The sequence below is a fragment of the Ruegeria sp. AG6 genome (assembly GCF_056541565.1).
On sequence record NZ_JBQFYQ010000001.1, the window covers coordinates 763,357 to 778,780 of the forward strand.

The window sequence follows — 15,424 nt, forward strand, 5'->3', positions numbered from 1 at the left end:
CGAAAGACTTACCGCCCATGTGGACTTTGCTTGTATCCATCTTTGTTTTTGCGTTGTACGCAACCGCAGTTGTGTTTTCGGTGCGCGCGGCACAAACCGCGCGCACACCGCAAGGAGCCGTTGGCTGGGTGGTCTTTTTGGTATCGGCGCCAATCTTTGCGGTTCCGATGTACCTGTTTCTGGGGCATCACAGGTTTCGCGGCTATCGCATCTCGCGCCAACAAAGCGAACGGGTCGTCGAAGGCATCAAGACCTTTGCCGACTATTCCAGGCCTGATCCGACAACGATGTCGATCAATCCACGACCATTCGAATTTCTGGCTCATCTTCCGGTATCCAGTGGCAATGGCGCTCAGCTTCTGATCGATGGTCAGGCAACGTTTGACGCCATTTTCCAGTCGATAGACGAGGCCAGGAACTATATCCTGATCCAGTTCTATATCGTCAGAGACGATGCCTTGGGCCGAAAACTTCAGACCAAGCTGATCGAGGCTGCGAAACGTGGGGTGCATGTCCGTTTCATGACCGATGCCGTCGGCAGCTATGGATTGGAAAACACCTATCTGGACACGATGCGCGATGCGGGTATCGACGTCGCCGACCCGCGCGAGCAACGCGGGCCAAATTTCAGGTTTCAGCTGAATTACCGGAACCATCGCAAAACCGTCGTCATTGACGGTGAAACAGGTTTTATCGGCGGTCACAACGTGGGCGTTGAATATCTGGGAGAAGACCCGCATTTCGGCCATTGGCGCGACACGCATATCAAGATGACCGGCCACATCGTCCGGCAATTGCAGCTCATCTTCACTGAAGACTGGCACTGGGCCCGCGATGAAGACCTGATTGACGACCTCGACTGGGCAGGCAGCGAGGCCGAGCAGGACATGAATGCCCTATTGGTGGCCACCGGACCCGGAGATGAAACCGAAACCGGCGCCATGATGTTCTTTTCGGCCATCGCCGAGGCGAAAGAAAGATTGTGGATTGCCTCGCCCTATTTTGTGCCCGACATCGACGTCATGACCGCATTGCAACATGCAGCGATGCGCGGTGTGGACGTGCGCATCCTTGTGCCCGATATCATAGACCATCGGCTGCCATGGCTGGCTGCTTTTGCCTATTTCGACGAAATCCGCGACTGCGGCGCACGCGTGTTCCGATATACGGACGGTTTCATGCACCAGAAGGTTTTCGTGGTTGACGACACGCTGGCTGCGGTCGGCACGACCAATCTGGACAACCGGTCCTTCCGGCTGAACTTCGAAGCGATGGCCCTGTTTTTTGATGCCCGAGCAGCCTTGGCAGTTGATCACATGCTGCGCGCGGATTTCGAGGCAAGCTATGAGTTGACGCGCAGTCTGGCCCAGCAACCTGCCCATATCCGGTTTGGCGCCCCGTTGGCGCGGTTGTTTGCACCAATCCTCTAGGAAAAGAACTTTTCTTGAAAAACGCGCGTCATCATCGCCACCAGATAAGCGGTCGACAGACCAAAGGCCAGAAGACCAGCAACCGCGGCAAAAGACCCAAAAATGCGCAACCCTTCGCCCAAAACGATATCGCCATATCCCAGGGTCGTGAATGTCACCAGTGAGAAATAGATGGCCGAGTTCCAATCCGGCAGAACCTCAAGCAACACCCAGACGATGGCCCAAATCCAGACCTGAATCGTGTGCGTCGCGACAATAAAGGCCAAAGATACCGCGATCGGTGCTGCCGTACCAAAGAACACCCCCTTGGCGGACCATCTTTCATCCCACTTGATGATCGTGACGGTACACCAGGTCAACAAAAGAATCTCGACCAAGAAGCAGAGCGCCAGAAATGAACTGCCCCATATGATCTGATGCAGCAACGTCATGTTTTTCATCCCGATTTACGACAGTGTACCGTCCGGGCAGAATGACCCGTTGAGGTGCAGGGCACAACCCCGGCGATCGTGAAAAACGCCTGCGGCGAATGGAACCGAGTGCGGGTCCGCACTGGACAGTTTGGAATTCCGTCGCACATCCTTGGAAGAAAAAAGGCCAGACCATGCTGTTGACCATCGACCGTGTTCAGAAAACCTATCCCGGCGGGCGCCCGGTTCTGCGCGACGTGTCGCTGACATTGGATGAAGGGCAAACCCTGGCCCTGACCGGCGAAAGCGGCAGTGGCAAAAGCACTCTGCTGAACCTTGCCGCAGCGCTTGACTGTTTCGACAGCGGTGAAATCATCTTGAACCGAACGCCTCTGTCCCGTCTGGACGATGCCGGGCGGGCCGAATTGCGGCGCAGTCAGCTTTCGTTGGTGTTTCAGCAGTTCAATCTGATCCCTTCGCTGACCGTTGCGCAGAACCTTTCTTTTCACGCCCGCCTTGCCGGCGCCGAGGATGCCGGGTGGACCGCGCATCTGACCGAACGCTTGGGCCTGTCCGATCTTTTGGACCGATATCCCGAAAACCTGTCCGGCGGGCAACAGCAGCGGGTGGCGATTGGTCGTGCCATGGCAGCGCGTCCGAAACTGCTGCTGGCGGATGAGCCCACGGGCAATCTGGATGAAACCGCCAGCGCAAGGGTTCTGGATCTGATGTTGGCCTTGGTGGCTGATACCGGCGCAGCGCTTCTGTTGGTCACGCATTCCCAACAGATTGCAGCCCGACTGGATCGAACCGTCCAGCTCTGCGGTGGTTGTATCCAATGACACGCGCCGTCATTCAGGCTTTGATGTCACACTGGCGGGTGCACTGGTTGCAACTGGCGACGCTTTTGACAGGCATCGCGTTGGCCACCGGTCTCTGGTCCGCGGTTCAGGCCATCAATGCCGAAGCGCGCGCCAGCTATGCCCGGGCCAACGCGCAGCTTGCCCTTGGGCAGTTCGACGAGCTGCGCGATCCTTCCGGTCTAATTCCGGTTTCTCGTTACGTAGATCTGCGTCGTGCTGGTTGGCAGGTGGCGGCCGTTCTGGAGGGCCCCTATCGAATCCGGGGCCGCACATTGCGCCTGATGGGTGTGGACATGGTCGCCTACCCGGCCCTGCCCGCCGTCACCGAAGCCGACCAAAGCACCGCGCCGACTGAGCCGGCAGACATGCTGACCGCTCCGGGGCGGCTTCTGGTCGCGGCAGAGCTGGCGCCGCTGTTGCGCGACCAGAACAACCTTCCGCCGGTTTCGTTCACCACGGCGCTGCCACCGGACATTATTCTGACGGATATCGGCACAGCCGAAGCCCTGCTGAACCAAACCGATTTCATCTCGCGACTCATTGTGTTGCCGGATCAGCCGCGTGATCGGCCACCTTTGGCCGAAATCGCGCCCGAACTGGAGCGCGCCAGCCCATCCTCGCAAGTCGATACTGCTCGGTTGACTGACAGTTTTCACCTGAACCTGTCGGCTTTTGGCCTGCTGTCCTTTGCCGTTGGCCTGTTCATCGTGAACGGCACCGTCGGGCTGGCTTTTGCCCAACGCCGAGGCATGATCCGCACCCTGCGCGCGCTGGGCGTTTCGATGCGGCGGCTGGTCTTCCTGATCCTGACCGAACTCACGGGGCTGGCCCTGATCGGTGGAACCCTGGGGCTGCTTCTTGGGTTCTTTCTGGCTGGAGCGTTGTTGCCCGATGTCGCAGCAACCCTTCGTGGCCTGTATGGTGCGCCCGTGACCGGACAGCTGACATTGCACCCCCATTGGGTGTTTGCCGGGATGGCGATGGCTGTCTGCGGCACCTTGTTTGCCAGTGGCCATGCGCTGTGGCGATTGTCTCGTATGCCCCTGCTGGCGGGGCCCGGTGTGCAAGCCTGGCAGGGCAATGCCGGCACACGTCGTGTGACAGGTTTGCTCGGCTTGTCCCTGATCCTCGGCGGTGTCACCGCCTATCTCGGCATCGGTGGGCTGGTTGCCGGTTTCGTGCTGTTGGCCGGATTGCTGACGGGTGCCGCACTTTTGTTGCCGGCGCTTCTGACCTTTGCGCTTTCCGTCTTTGGCAACAGGTCCCGTGGTGCCGTCGCGCAGTGGGTCTGGGCCGACATGCGCGCACAATTGCCCGGGCTGTCGCTTGCCCTGATGGCCCTGTTGCTTGCGCTTGCGGCAAATATCGGTGTGGGTACAATGGTTTCAAGTTTCCGGCTGACCTTTGTCGGCTGGCTCGACCAGCGCCTGACCTCAGAGCTGTATCTGACCGTCCGTGACGAAGAACAGGGTCGCGAGATCACGGATTGGCTGCGGCCACAGGTCGACGCCATCCTTCCAATTCGCAACATGGAACTGTCGCACGAAACGGGCCCCCTGTTTCTGTACGGGGTCATTGACGATCCGGTCTATCGGCAACACTGGCCCTTGATATCGGCAAACTCGACCGTATGGGACGACGTGATGGCCGGAGACGCGGTTCTGATCAACGAACAACTGGCACGGCGCGCGAACCTATGGCCCGGAGATACGCTGACACTGTCCCCGGCTCACACGCTGACCATCGCTGGGGTTTATTCGGATTATGGAAACCCAACCGGGCAAGCCATAGTGTCGATGAGCCAACTTGACCGGATCGCACCAGGGGCCGAAACCCGACGGTTTGGCGTCCGTTTGAACCCCGAACAGGCGACTGAAATGGCGCAGACATTGCGCGAGCGGTTTGCCCTGCCGCGTCAGGCCGTGGTCCAGCAGGCCGCCATGAAGGCGCAATCATTGGCAATCTTCGAAAAGACCTTTGTCGTGACATCGGCGCTCAATGTTCTGACCCTCGGTGTGGCCGGATTTGCCATACTCACCAGCCTGCTGACCCTGTGGACCCAGCGCTTGCCTCAGATTGCTCCGGTATGGGCGCTAGGACTGAATCGGGCACAACTGGCGCGGCTGGAGCTTTTGCGCAGCGTGCTGCTCGCGGCTCTGACCGCGAGCCTGGCGTTGCCGCTTGGTCTGATTCTCGCCTGGGTTCTGTTGGCGGTGATCAATGTGCAAGCCTTTGGCTGGCGGTTGCCGATGTTCGTGTTTCCCTGGGATTGGTTGTGGCTGTTCCTGTTGACCCTGCTGGCCGCCCTGGTTGCAGCGGCCCTGCCCGCGCTGCGCATGTTGCGTCTGCCCCCTGCCGATTTGCTGAAGGTGTTCGCCAATGAACGTTAAAACCCTTTTGGCCGTTCTCGTGTTTTTGTGCCCATCGCCTCTTTGGGCGCAGGGCTTTGCAGGTCTTGGAGGGTCGGCGGAAGGGTTCGAGGTTCCGCAGGCGGGCTTTGAATTCGACTTTCCCAAAGACCACGGGCCTCATCCCGCCTATCGGATCGAATGGTGGTATCTGACGGCCAACCTCGAAGGCGAGGACGGGCGTGACTATGGCATCCAATGGACCCTTTTCCGGTCGGCCCTGAAACCTTTTGAAACAGATGGATGGCACAGCCCGCAGATCTGGATGGGCCATGCGGCTGTCACCACGCCTGACACCCACTATTTTGCCGAACGCCTGTCGCGTGGGGGGATTGGGCAGGCAGGTGTTGCGGTGCAACCGTTCGAGGCCTGGATCGACGAATGGCGCATGGCCGGACCGGATATGGATACCCTGACCTTGACCGCGAACGGGGCTGATTTCGGGTACGATCTTGCGCTGAGCGCACAAGGCCCGTTGGTGTTTCATGGCCAAGCGGGCTATTCTGTCAAATCCGCCGACGGGCAAGCCAGCTATTACTATTCGCAACCCTTTTATTCAGTCGAAGGCGTACTGCACCTGCCGGATGGCGATATGCGCGTCACCGGTCAGGGCTGGCTGGACCGGGAATGGTCTTCGCAACCCCTGGCCGAGGATCAAACCGGCTGGGATTGGTTTTCGCTCAGCTTCGAGGACGGGGACAAGCTGATGGCCTTTCGACTGCGCGGTGGTCGCGGCGATTTCACTTCGGCTACATGGATCAATTCAGACGGCAGCACCGATGCCATCCCCGACGGATCCGTCAGGCTTGAGCCGCTTGCGACCGATCAGGTGGCAGGGCGCGACGTCCCGACGCAATGGCGCGTCGTGCTTGCGGACCGAGGCATCGACGTCAAGGTATCCGCCCTGACACCGGACGCCTGGATGGGGACACGTTTTGAATATTGGGAAGGTCCGGTCACGGTCACCGGCAGCCACGAGGGCGTTGGGTATCTCGAGATGACTGGCTACTGACCTGGCTGCGGGAGCCCGAACGGCGGCAGGCGACCGTCGGGGCTCCGGCACCTCTGTGCACGGCATCTGCTTTTCGCGTCAGCGCACCACGTAAACCGAGACGTTGGAATGTCGCACCACGCGTGCCGCATTCGGGCCCAGCAGGTAATCCTTGAAATCCGGCTTGTGGGCTCCGATTACGATCAAATCAGAGCCGGCACTTTCGGCCGTCTTCAAGATCTCCTGATAGGCTGTGCCTGTCGCAACCACATGGCGGATGGTTTCGTTGCGCTCGGCCCCCAGGGCCGATACGCACAGCGCCGTCAGCTTGGCCTGCGCCTCCTCCAACGCCTTGTCGTGAAAACCGGATTCGAAAAACCCCGACACCCAGCTTTCCCCGAAATCGGGCAACACTGTCACGACGTCAAGTTGCGCCCCTTCCATATCCGCCAGCGCGGCTGCTTTTTGCAGCACCGGTGCATCAATCTCGCCATTGCTGATATCAACGGCACACAGAACGGAACGTGTCATACGAGCACCTCTTGTCTGGCGGCACGGCCGCGTTGCAGGAAAGCGATCAGACCCAGCAGGATCAGCGCCGGGATATAGACCAGTTGCTTCGGAGGTTGGCTGGACGGCAGGCTGACCGAGCTCAGACGCACGGCCTCGTCACCGTAATAGTCAAAGTTGGCCAGATCTTCGGCAACCGGTGATCCGAACATCGGTTCGTCAAGTTTGACAAGGCCATCCTCTTCGAGCAACAGCAGCCCCATCGCATCCACGCGCGCTTCACCGCCCTCTTCGGATCCGACTGGCACGACAACCGTGGTGTCCACCATCTCGCCGGTGTCAAAATCCGGCCCGCTGATCACCATGCGAACCTCGGTTCCCGGTGGAGTCTGGCCAATGGTTTCGACAAACGCCGCAGGTTCGACCGAAGTGTATGGAGGCGCGATGCGATCCATGAAGAAATCCGGCCTGAACAGGGCGAAGGCCACGGCGATCAGCGCGATACTTTCGTAGATGCGGCTGTGGGTCAGGAAATACCCCATGGTGCCTGCCGTAAAGACAAGGATCGCTATCGTCGCGAAAATCGCCACTATGATCCCTTCGACCCATGTCACATCGATCAGCAGAAGATCGGTGTTGAAAATGAACACGAAGGGCAGCGCCACGGTGCGCAGGCTGTAGAAGAAGGCCGTGAAACCGGTTTTGATCGCATCACCGCCCGACACAGCCGCAGCAGCAAAACTGGCCAGCCCGACCGGAGGTGTCACGTCGGCCATGATCCCGAAATAGAACACGAACAGGTGGACAGCGATCAATGGAACGATCAGCCCGCTTTGGGCGCCCAACTCAACAACCACTCCGGCCATCAAAGAGCTGACAACGATATAGTTCGCGGTTGTCGGCAGACCCATGCCCAGGATCAGGCTGAGCAGCCCGACCATGACCAGCATCAGGATCAGATTGCCGCCCGACAGGAACTCGACCAGATCGGCCATCACCTGACCAACCCCCGTCAACGTGACGGTTCCCACGATCACGCCCGCGGTTGCCGTGGCAAGCGCGATGCCGATCATGTTGCGTGCCCCGTCGATCAGACCTTGCCACAGGTCGGCAACACCATCGATGAAAGTGTTGTACAGGTTGCTCTGCCCGCGGAACATCGCTTTCAGCGGCTTCTGCGTCAGCAGGATGACAAACAGCAACGATGTGGCCCAGAAGGCGGACAGGCCCGGTGATTTCTGTTCGATCATCAGGAAATAGACCAGCACGATGATCGGCAGCAGGTAATGCAGGCCAGCTTTGTAGATATCGGCGATGACCGGAAGCGTAACCTCTTTGGCGTTAGGGTCGTCCGGTTCCAGGTCAGGCACCTGCGCCGCCAGATAAAGCAGTGCGACATAGACCGCGCAGATAATCAGACTGAGCACGATCCCAGCGGCCGACGGCACCCAGCTTGTCACGGCATCCACCGGGAATTGTGAGCCATAGCAAAGACCTGCAAACACCAGGAAAAAGCCCAGCATCCCCACTACGGTCCGCGCCAGATGTACATCGCGGTCGCCCAGCGTGGGCATGTTCCGCTTCACGGCCTCAAGGTGCACGATGTAAACCAGTGCGATGTAGGAAATCGCAGCCGGCAGGAAGGCATGGGTGATCACCTCGACATAAGAGATGCCCACATATTCCACCATCAGGAATGCAGCGGCCCCCATCACCGGCGGCATGATCTGCCCGTTGACCGAGCTGGCAACCTCGACCGAGCCCGCTTGTTCACTGCTGAACCCGACGCGCTTCATCAGCGGGATGGTGAAGGTACCGGTGGTAACAACATTGGCAATCGACGAGCCCGAGATCAGGCCGGTCGCAGCCGAGCCCACAACCGCCGCCTTGGCCGGACCACCGCGCAGGTGGCCCAGGGCCCCAAAGGCCATCTTGATAAAGTAGTTCCCTGCCCCGGCTTTATCCAGCAATGCGCCAAACAGCACGAACAGGAAGACGAATTTCGTGGAAACACCCAATGCGATACCAAACACGCCCTCGGACGTGATCCACATGTGGCTCATCGCCTTTTTCAGGCTCGCGCCCTTCCAGCGGATAACTTCGGGCACCCATTCCGAGGCACCGAAGAAGACATAGGCCAAAAATATGGTCGCGATAATTGCCATGGCAGGGCCAAGCGCACGGCGCGCGGCCTCGAACAACAGCACCAGGCCAAGCAACGCAACCCATTTGTCAGTGTCGTCGGCCAAACCGCCCGCATTGACGATCTTGTCATAGAAGAAATAGCCGTACAGCGCGACGAACGCGCCCACCAATCCCATGATCCAATCCTGAACCGGAATATAGTTCCGGGGGCTGGATTTGAGCGCCGGATAGGCCGCAAAGGCCAGAAACAAAGCAAAAGCCAGATGGAATTGCCGTGCATTGTTCACGACGCTTCCGGGCAAGACATAATTCGCCAAGGGCGAAGCCAGAACAACTTGAAATATCGACCAGATCGCGGCCACGACCGCCAGGAAAACGCCCACGTTCCCGACCGGATTTCGCCCTCCTGCGTCAGAAGATGCAACCAGATCCTGAAGCTCTTCTTCGGAAAGCGGACGATTGGATTGAGTGTCGGAATTCATCAAATGTCTCCCCGTCGCGGCCATTGTTCGGCCTTCTGAAATCCCGTTTCACACGGGTTTTGTGCAGGGCGCCCTTGGGCACCCTGCGTCAGGTCTGGTTTACTGAATCCAGCCTTTTTCTTTGTAGTACTTCTCGGCACCCGGATGCAGCGGAGCCGACAGGCCATCCGCAATCATCTCTTCGGGCTTCAGGTTCGCAAACGCCGGGTGCAGCTTTTTGAAGTCATCGAAGTTTTCAAAGACCGAGCTGACGACCGCGTAAACCGCATCTTCCGATACATCGGCCGAGGTCACGAAGGTCGCGCCCACACCAAAGGTCGAGGTGTCTTCGTCAGACCCACGGTACATGCCACCGGGAATGGTTGCCTTGCGGTAGAACGAGTTTTCGTTGACCAGCTTGTCCACGGCCTCACCGCTGACGTTCACCAGAACCGAGTCACATGCGGTGGTGGCTTCCTGAATCGAACCCGAGGGGTGGCCAACAGTGTAAACCATTGCGTCGATCTGGTTGTCGCACAGGGCCGCCGACTGTTCAGCCGCTTTCAGCTCGGTCGCCAGTTCGAAATCGTCTGTGGTCCAGCCCATTTCGCCCAGCAGGACTTCCATGGTGCCGCGCTGACCGGAACCGGGGTTGCCGATGTTGACGCGCTTGCCCTTCAGGTCTTCAAAGTTGGTGATGCCGGAATCGGCACGAGCCACCACGGTGAAGGGTTCGGGGTGCACCGAGAACACGGCGCGCAGGCCTTCGAACGGGCCGGCTTCTTCGAATTTTGAGGTGCCGTTATAGGCGTGGTACTGCCAGTCGGACTGGGCCACACCAAACTCCAGCTCGCCTTCGCGGATGGTGTTGATGTTGTAAACTGAACCACCGGTCGATTCGACCGAGCAGCGCACGCCGTGCTCTTTCCGGCCTTTGTTGACCAGACGACAGATCGCGCCGCCGGTCGGATAGTAAACGCCGGTGACACCACCGGTACCGATCGTAATGAACTCTTCGGCATATGCCGCCGGAGCCAGAAGGGCTGCGGTAACGAAGGCGCCGACGCTCAGTTTGCTGCTGTTTTTCATCTGTTAACTCCCACTTTTTTTGTCTGGCAGTTGGAAATCAAGTTTGATCACCTGCTCAGGGAAGCGTGCCGATAATACAAACCGGCCCGCATCGCAACGGCTCCAAATCTTTGAATTTCCAAATTTCTCCCAACCCTTTCGAGGTTTCATTCAGATACTCGCAATGTCAAGGCCGGCACCGGTCTGACCTGCGCCAATTCGCATATATGAGCATAAATCCCGAACTTTCCCCATCAGTTCACAGCGAGCCGTCTGGGTTCATGCGGTCACTCCAAATCCAAAACGTGACCTCATTCCCGGCGCAAATCACCGCAAAACAAAGCGAACCGCGTTTCGGATAAGGAGGCAGGGCAAGTCACGGTTGTACGTTTCGGCGAATCTGACAAAGGCACTTCAATACCAACCCGGTTCACGATCCATCCTTGCGGGGACCTGATCACCTGCCTGCTGATGCAGGCCAAGAACGTTGTGGCACTGGTGGCTCGTTACGGAGGACCACAAACAAGAGATGCAGATCAAGTTTGCGGATCATCACCTTGATCACGGCACCCCGCCCTTGGGACGCACGTTGTTCTTAATTTGTCGGAACTGTGGTGCCCAAGGAGAGACTCGAACTCTCACGCCCGTGAAGGCGGGGGATTTTGAATCCCCTGCGTCTACCATTCCGCCACTTGGGCCACGAACACTGGATTAGCGCCCATCCAAGCGAAGGTCCAGAGGCAAAAACCATCCAATATTCCATTTGTTTCGCCCTCGGCTGTTGACGGTCCATCGGGCGCATGGTTTGGCTGGGTTTCAGACCGAAAACGGGATTTGAGTGCTTTATGTTACGATCGCTTTATGACTGGACCATTCGTCTGGCCGAACACCCTCACGCGCTGTGGGCGCTGGCCATCGTGGCTTTCATCGAAAGTTCGTTCTTCCCGATTCCCCCAGATGTGCTGATGATTCCGATGATTCTGGCCCGCCCGTCCCGGGCATGGCTGATCGCAACCGTGGCACTGGTGGCATCGGTTCTGGGGGGCATGCTGGGCTATGCGATTGGTGCGTTTTTCTATGAAAGCATCGGGCAGCCCATTCTGGAATCCATGGGGAAAGCCCATGCCATGGAAGAATTCAATACCCGGTTCAACGACTTCGGGTTCTGGGCCGTTCTGGCCGCTGGTGTGACCCCCTTCCCCTACAAGGTCATCACCATTATGTCCGGCTGGACCGGAATGCCGCTTGGAACCTTTATCGCGACCTCGATTCTGGCCCGCGCGTTGAGGTTCTTTCTGGTGGCAGGCCTGCTCTGGGGATTCGGTGAGCCGATCCGCGACTTCATCGAAAAGCGCCTGGGGCTAATGTTCACTTTGTTCATCATCCTCCTGTTTGGCGGATTCCTGGTGGTGAAATACTTATGACGAGACGTTTGCAACTTGTCGCAGTGGCAAGTCTTGGATCACTGGCGCTTCTTCTGGCCGCTTTTGGCTTTCAGCATCTCGGCGGGCTTGCGCCGTGCAAGATGTGCATCTGGCAGCGCTATCCTCATGCGGTGGCAATCGCGATTGGCGCCGTGGCGCTGGCATTGCCAAGGCTGACCTTTCTTCCCTTGCTGGGCGCCGCGGCGGCCGCGACGACTTCGGCGGTGGGCGTATTTCACGCCGGCGTTGAACAAGGCTGGTGGGAAGGCCCAAGCAGCTGCACATCCGGCAGCATCAGCGGTCTGTCCGCTGACGATCTGTTCGATCAAATCATGTCCGCGCCTTTGGTGCGATGCGATGATATCCCCTGGGAGATGTTCGGTATCTCGATGGCTGGCTGGAACGCCATTGCTTCTGCCATGCTGGTGCTGATCTGGCTGGCCGCATGGAAATCCCGCGCGGCTTAGAACTCGTCCAGCTCTGCATCCCAGTACAGGAAATCGATCCAGCTTTCATGCAGGTGGTTCGGTGGGAATTTCCGTCCGATATTGCGCAACGCTTCGGCATCGGGCTGACGTGGCGGCTTGCGCAAGGTCATCCGAGCCTGGCGCAGCGACTTTGACCCCTTGCGCAGATTGCACGGGCTGCACGCGGCCACCACGTTCTGCCAACTGGTCACACCACCGGCGGCCCGAGGCACCACATGATCGAAGGTCAGGTTGTCCCGGCTGCCACAGTACTGGCAGCGGAATTCATCCCGCAAAAATAAATTAAAGCGCGTGAAGGCCACGCGCTTTCTGGGTTTTACATAGTCTTTCAAAACAACGACCGAGGGTATTCGGATCTCGGTGCTCGGGCTGCGGACGACCTCGTCATATTCAGCCACGATATCGACCCGATCCAGCCAGGCCGCCTTGATCGCTTCTTGCCAGGGCCACAGTGACAGCGGGTAATAGGACAAGGGGCGATAATCGGCGTTCAAAACCAGGGCCGGGTGTTGTTTGAGCGCACCCGGCTCCCTTACAAATTCGGTTCTGAAGTCTCCGTCCATCACAGAATCGCTCCTCGCTCTCAGCTGCCCGTTTGTGACACCAGAGCGGGGAGCACCCGCCCCGGTCTTTTTATAACTATATATCGTGTTAAAACTCTGACAAGCCCTGATTTTCCACAATATGTCGCAGACGGGGTAACGCGAATCCGTAACAGGCACGTGACAGTTATCCACAGCTTGCACCGGGGGTGACCTTCGGGCTATGCGCAGGTCATGTCCTGGTTCATTCGCTTCAACAAACCTTATGATGTTCTGCCGCAGTTCACGGACCGCGCCAATACGGACGGCCCACGCAGCACGCTGTCCGATTTCATCGATCTTCCCGGCGTCTATCCGGCGGGCAGGCTGGACCGTGACAGTGAAGGTTTGATGCTGCTGACAGATCATGGAAAGTTGCAATCCCAGATCTCTGACCCAAAGCACAAGATGGCCAAAACCTATTGGGTTCAAGTTGAAGGCACCCCCGACGAGGCGGCCCTGAAAACGCTCCGCAACGGGGTCGAATTGAAGGATGGTCTGACCCGCCCTGCCAAGGCCCGCCAGATCGACGAGCCCGAAATGCTTTGGCCGCGCACCCCGCCGATCCGTGAACGCAAGACGGTACCGGACAGCTGGCTTGAACTGACCATACGTGAGGGCAAAAATCGACAGGTGCGTCGGATGACTGCTGCCGTGGGCCTGCCGACGCTGCGCCTGATCCGGTACCGCATCGGAGACTGGACCCTGGATGATCTTGAGCCCGGGCACTGGGACAGTCTGCCAATGCCGACACTGAGCGCGGCCCCCCAACGCAAGCGCGACCGTCGCCCGCGCCGGTGACAGACCCTGCCCCGATCTGCTAAACTGGGGTCATGAAGAAAACGCCTGACATCCCGGCCCCTTCGGCCATTCTGGAAGCCGCGCTCTATGTTGATGATCTGGACGCGGCAGAACAGTTTTACGGCGAAGTTCTTGGGCTCGAACGCATCCAACGCGTCGCTGACCGCCATGTTTTCTATCGCATCGGCGGATCGGTCCTGCTGATTTTCAATCCCGACCAGACCGAACAACCGCCGCTCGACCCCGGCATGCCGGTTCCGCCCCACGGCGCGCGCGGCCCCGGACATGTGTGTCTTGTGCTGTCACGAGAGGAAATCGCAGTGATGCGCAAACACCTTCTGGATTGGAATATTCTAGTAGATGCCGAGTTTGACTGGCCCGGCGGCGTGCGATCCCTGTATGTGCGCGACCCGGCCGGAAACTCGGTCGAGTTCGCCGAAGCGCACCTTTGGACTTGATCCGGTGCGGAACGCATGGGCGCTCCGCAGATCAGATTCTAAACACTAAAGGCTCAGCTTGTCGCGCATGAAAGCCAGCGCAACGCTCAGCCCATCCGGGGCGATACCGTGCCCGGTGCCTTTCATGACATGGGCATAGACCTCTTTGAAACCCGCAGCTTGCAAGGCTTCGGCCGCTTCCGGCAGGGATTGAGGCGGAACAACGTCGTCAGCGTCGCCATGCACCAGCAAGACAGGCATCCGGCTGACGGTTTCATCCACCAGCAAATCGGGTTCCAGCAAACGGCCTGAAAAGGCTACGATCCCGGCCACGGGATCTTCCCGCCGCGGCGCAACGTGCAAGCTCATCATGGTGCCCTGGCTGAAGCCAAACAACACAACCTGTTCGGGCAGAACATCTTCGTCCACCATCAGCGCGTCCAGAAAGGCGTTGAAGTCCTCGACAGCCATTTCCATGCCCCGGCGGGCTTCTTCTTCGGAAGATCCATCGATCCACGGAATCGGAAACCACTGATACCCGTTGGGCATTCCGGGGATCTGCTCGGGCGCGTCGGGGGCCACGAACAACGTGTCAGGCAGGTGTTCACCCAGCGGATCGGCCAATCCCAGCAGATCGGCACCGTTTGCGCCATAGCCATGCACGAACACCACGACCGAGCGCGTGTCGCCCGAAACAGGCTCTTTCCGGAGCGCATTCAAAACCCGTGTCATCTGATCCCTTCTCTTTGTTTTGCAACCCGGTAATAGGCCCACAGCACCCGTGCCGCAACCGAACGCCAGGGCGACCAGGCCTCGGCCATTTTGCGCAATTCCTTGTCCGTTGGACGTTCAGGCAAGTCATAGAGGATGCGCGCCGCCTCTTGCAGGGCGAGATCACCGGGTGCGATGACATCTGCGCGACCCAGTGAGAACATCGCATAGATTTCGGCTGTCCAGACACCGATACCCGGAACTTGCGTCAAAGTAGCGACGACATCTGCGTCAGTTGCATCGCGCAGTGCCTTATAGTCGATACGTGCCTCGGCCAGAGCGCGTGCATAACGGATCTTCTGTCGGCTCAACCCAACTGCCCGCAGATCGTCATCCGTTGCCCACAGGATCTTGCGCGGACCGGTCAAGCGGGCATCCTGAAGCCGTTTCCAGATCGCATTGGCCGAAGCCACGCTGACTTGCTGACTGACGATTGCACTCAATAATTGCGCAAACCCATCGGGGCGGCGGCGCAGCGGCAAGGGGCCGGTCTGATCCATCGCATACGCCATGCGCGGACAGGTTTGGGCCAGCCATTCGGCCCCTTCCGCCACACAGTCCGATGTTTCGATGATGCGGCCTGCGGGCATGCGGCCTCCCTGCTCTGTTATTTCGGGCAGGTTAGGCGCATGTGAC

The 15,424-nt window shown here is 58.8% G+C and carries 15 protein-coding genes and 1 tRNA gene; 8 read left to right on the forward strand and 8 right to left on the reverse strand.

The window, feature by feature from the left end; genetic code table 11:
- Positions 1-17 precede the first annotated feature (17 nt).
- Complete coding sequence (cls, locus tag ACR0I0_RS03795; protein ID WP_480490235.1) at positions 18-1,430, forward strand: cardiolipin synthase; 1,413 nt, start codon at positions 18-20, stop codon at positions 1,428-1,430.
- Here cls and ACR0I0_RS03800 read toward each other — a convergent pair.
- Positions 1,427-1,861, reverse strand: coding sequence for an ion channel (locus ACR0I0_RS03800; RefSeq protein ID WP_480490236.1), 435 nt, complete (start codon positions 1,859-1,861; stop codon positions 1,427-1,429). The genes cls and ACR0I0_RS03800 overlap by 4 nt on opposite strands.
- 173 nt (positions 1,862-2,034) lie before the next feature.
- On the opposite strand from ACR0I0_RS03800, the gene ACR0I0_RS03805 reads away from it, so the two are divergent.
- From ACR0I0_RS03805 to ACR0I0_RS03815, 3 genes are read left to right on the forward strand one after another with little or no spacing between them, the layout of a single operon-like run.
- Positions 2,035-2,682 carry an ABC transporter ATP-binding protein gene (locus ACR0I0_RS03805; RefSeq protein ID WP_480490238.1) on the forward strand — a complete coding sequence of 216 codons (648 nt, stop codon included), beginning with the start codon at positions 2,035-2,037 and terminating at the stop codon, positions 2,680-2,682.
- The gene (locus ACR0I0_RS03810; RefSeq protein WP_480490239.1) at positions 2,679-5,093 is read left to right on the forward strand and encodes an ABC transporter permease; all 2,415 of its coding nucleotides are present in this window, start codon (positions 2,679-2,681) and stop codon (positions 5,091-5,093) included. Before ACR0I0_RS03805 ends, ACR0I0_RS03810 begins: the two co-directional genes overlap by 4 nt.
- Positions 5,083-6,123: a lipocalin-like domain-containing protein gene (locus tag ACR0I0_RS03815; RefSeq protein ID WP_480490241.1), complete on the forward strand. Its 1,041-nt coding sequence runs from the start codon at positions 5,083-5,085 to the stop codon at positions 6,121-6,123. Before ACR0I0_RS03810 ends, ACR0I0_RS03815 begins: the two co-directional genes overlap by 11 nt.
- 78 nt (positions 6,124-6,201) lie before the next feature.
- On the opposite strand, the gene ACR0I0_RS03820 is transcribed toward ACR0I0_RS03815, so the two are convergent.
- The 4 genes from ACR0I0_RS03820 to ACR0I0_RS03835 all read right to left on the reverse strand — a co-directional run bounded on the left by ACR0I0_RS03820 (position 6,202) and on the right by ACR0I0_RS03835 (position 10,984).
- Positions 6,202-6,633: a universal stress protein gene (locus tag ACR0I0_RS03820; RefSeq protein WP_171115790.1), complete on the reverse strand. Its 432-nt coding sequence runs from the start codon at positions 6,631-6,633 to the stop codon at positions 6,202-6,204.
- Complete coding sequence (locus ACR0I0_RS03825) at positions 6,630-9,239, reverse strand: TRAP transporter permease (protein ID WP_480490244.1); 2,610 nt, start codon at positions 9,237-9,239, stop codon at positions 6,630-6,632. The genes ACR0I0_RS03820 and ACR0I0_RS03825 overlap by 4 nt, the downstream gene beginning before the upstream one ends.
- Positions 9,240-9,338: 99 nt before the next feature.
- The gene (locus ACR0I0_RS03830; RefSeq protein ID WP_152458069.1) at positions 9,339-10,307 is read right to left on the reverse strand and encodes a TAXI family TRAP transporter solute-binding subunit; all 969 of its coding nucleotides are present in this window, start codon (positions 10,305-10,307) and stop codon (positions 9,339-9,341) included.
- 591 nt (positions 10,308-10,898) lie between these two features.
- Positions 10,899-10,984, reverse strand: a tRNA-Leu gene (locus ACR0I0_RS03835).
- Positions 10,985-11,131: 147 nt separating this feature from the next.
- Between ACR0I0_RS03835 and ACR0I0_RS03840 the strand changes: the two genes are divergently transcribed.
- Together ACR0I0_RS03840 and ACR0I0_RS03845 are read left to right on the forward strand one after the other, a co-directional pair.
- Positions 11,132-11,710, forward strand: a complete 579-nt coding sequence (locus ACR0I0_RS03840; RefSeq protein WP_152458071.1) for a YqaA family protein — start codon at positions 11,132-11,134, stop codon at positions 11,708-11,710.
- A complete protein-coding gene (locus ACR0I0_RS03845; protein WP_480490246.1) occupies positions 11,707-12,177 on the forward strand; it encodes a disulfide bond formation protein B in 471 nt (156 codons plus the stop codon). Before ACR0I0_RS03840 ends, ACR0I0_RS03845 begins: the two co-directional genes overlap by 4 nt.
- On the opposite strand, the gene ACR0I0_RS03850 is transcribed toward ACR0I0_RS03845, so the two are convergent.
- The gene (locus ACR0I0_RS03850) at positions 12,174-12,761 is read right to left on the reverse strand and encodes an HNH endonuclease (RefSeq protein WP_152458073.1); all 588 of its coding nucleotides are present in this window, start codon (positions 12,759-12,761) and stop codon (positions 12,174-12,176) included. The genes ACR0I0_RS03845 and ACR0I0_RS03850 overlap by 4 nt on opposite strands.
- 213 nt (positions 12,762-12,974) lie before the next feature.
- On the opposite strand from ACR0I0_RS03850, the gene ACR0I0_RS03855 reads away from it, so the two are divergent.
- Both ACR0I0_RS03855 and ACR0I0_RS03860 read left to right on the forward strand, forming a co-directional pair.
- Positions 12,975-13,580 (forward strand): rRNA large subunit pseudouridine synthase E, encoded by a 606-nt coding sequence (locus ACR0I0_RS03855; protein WP_171632272.1) that lies wholly within the window; start codon positions 12,975-12,977, stop codon positions 13,578-13,580.
- 32 nt (positions 13,581-13,612) lie between these two features.
- The gene (locus ACR0I0_RS03860; RefSeq protein WP_480490247.1) at positions 13,613-14,038 is read left to right on the forward strand and encodes a VOC family protein; all 426 of its coding nucleotides are present in this window, start codon (positions 13,613-13,615) and stop codon (positions 14,036-14,038) included.
- Between the two features lie 45 nt (positions 14,039-14,083).
- Here ACR0I0_RS03860 and ACR0I0_RS03865 read toward each other — a convergent pair whose 3' ends face one another.
- Both ACR0I0_RS03865 and ACR0I0_RS03870 read right to left on the reverse strand, forming a co-directional pair.
- Entirely contained in the window at positions 14,084-14,749 is a 666-nt protein-coding gene (locus ACR0I0_RS03865; RefSeq protein WP_152458076.1) for an alpha/beta hydrolase, read from the reverse strand.
- Positions 14,746-15,378 carry a DNA-3-methyladenine glycosylase family protein gene (locus tag ACR0I0_RS03870; protein ID WP_480487654.1) on the reverse strand — a complete coding sequence of 211 codons (633 nt, stop codon included), beginning with the start codon at positions 15,376-15,378 and terminating at the stop codon, positions 14,746-14,748. The genes ACR0I0_RS03865 and ACR0I0_RS03870 overlap by 4 nt, the downstream gene beginning before the upstream one ends.
- Positions 15,379-15,424: the final 46 nt, after the last annotated feature.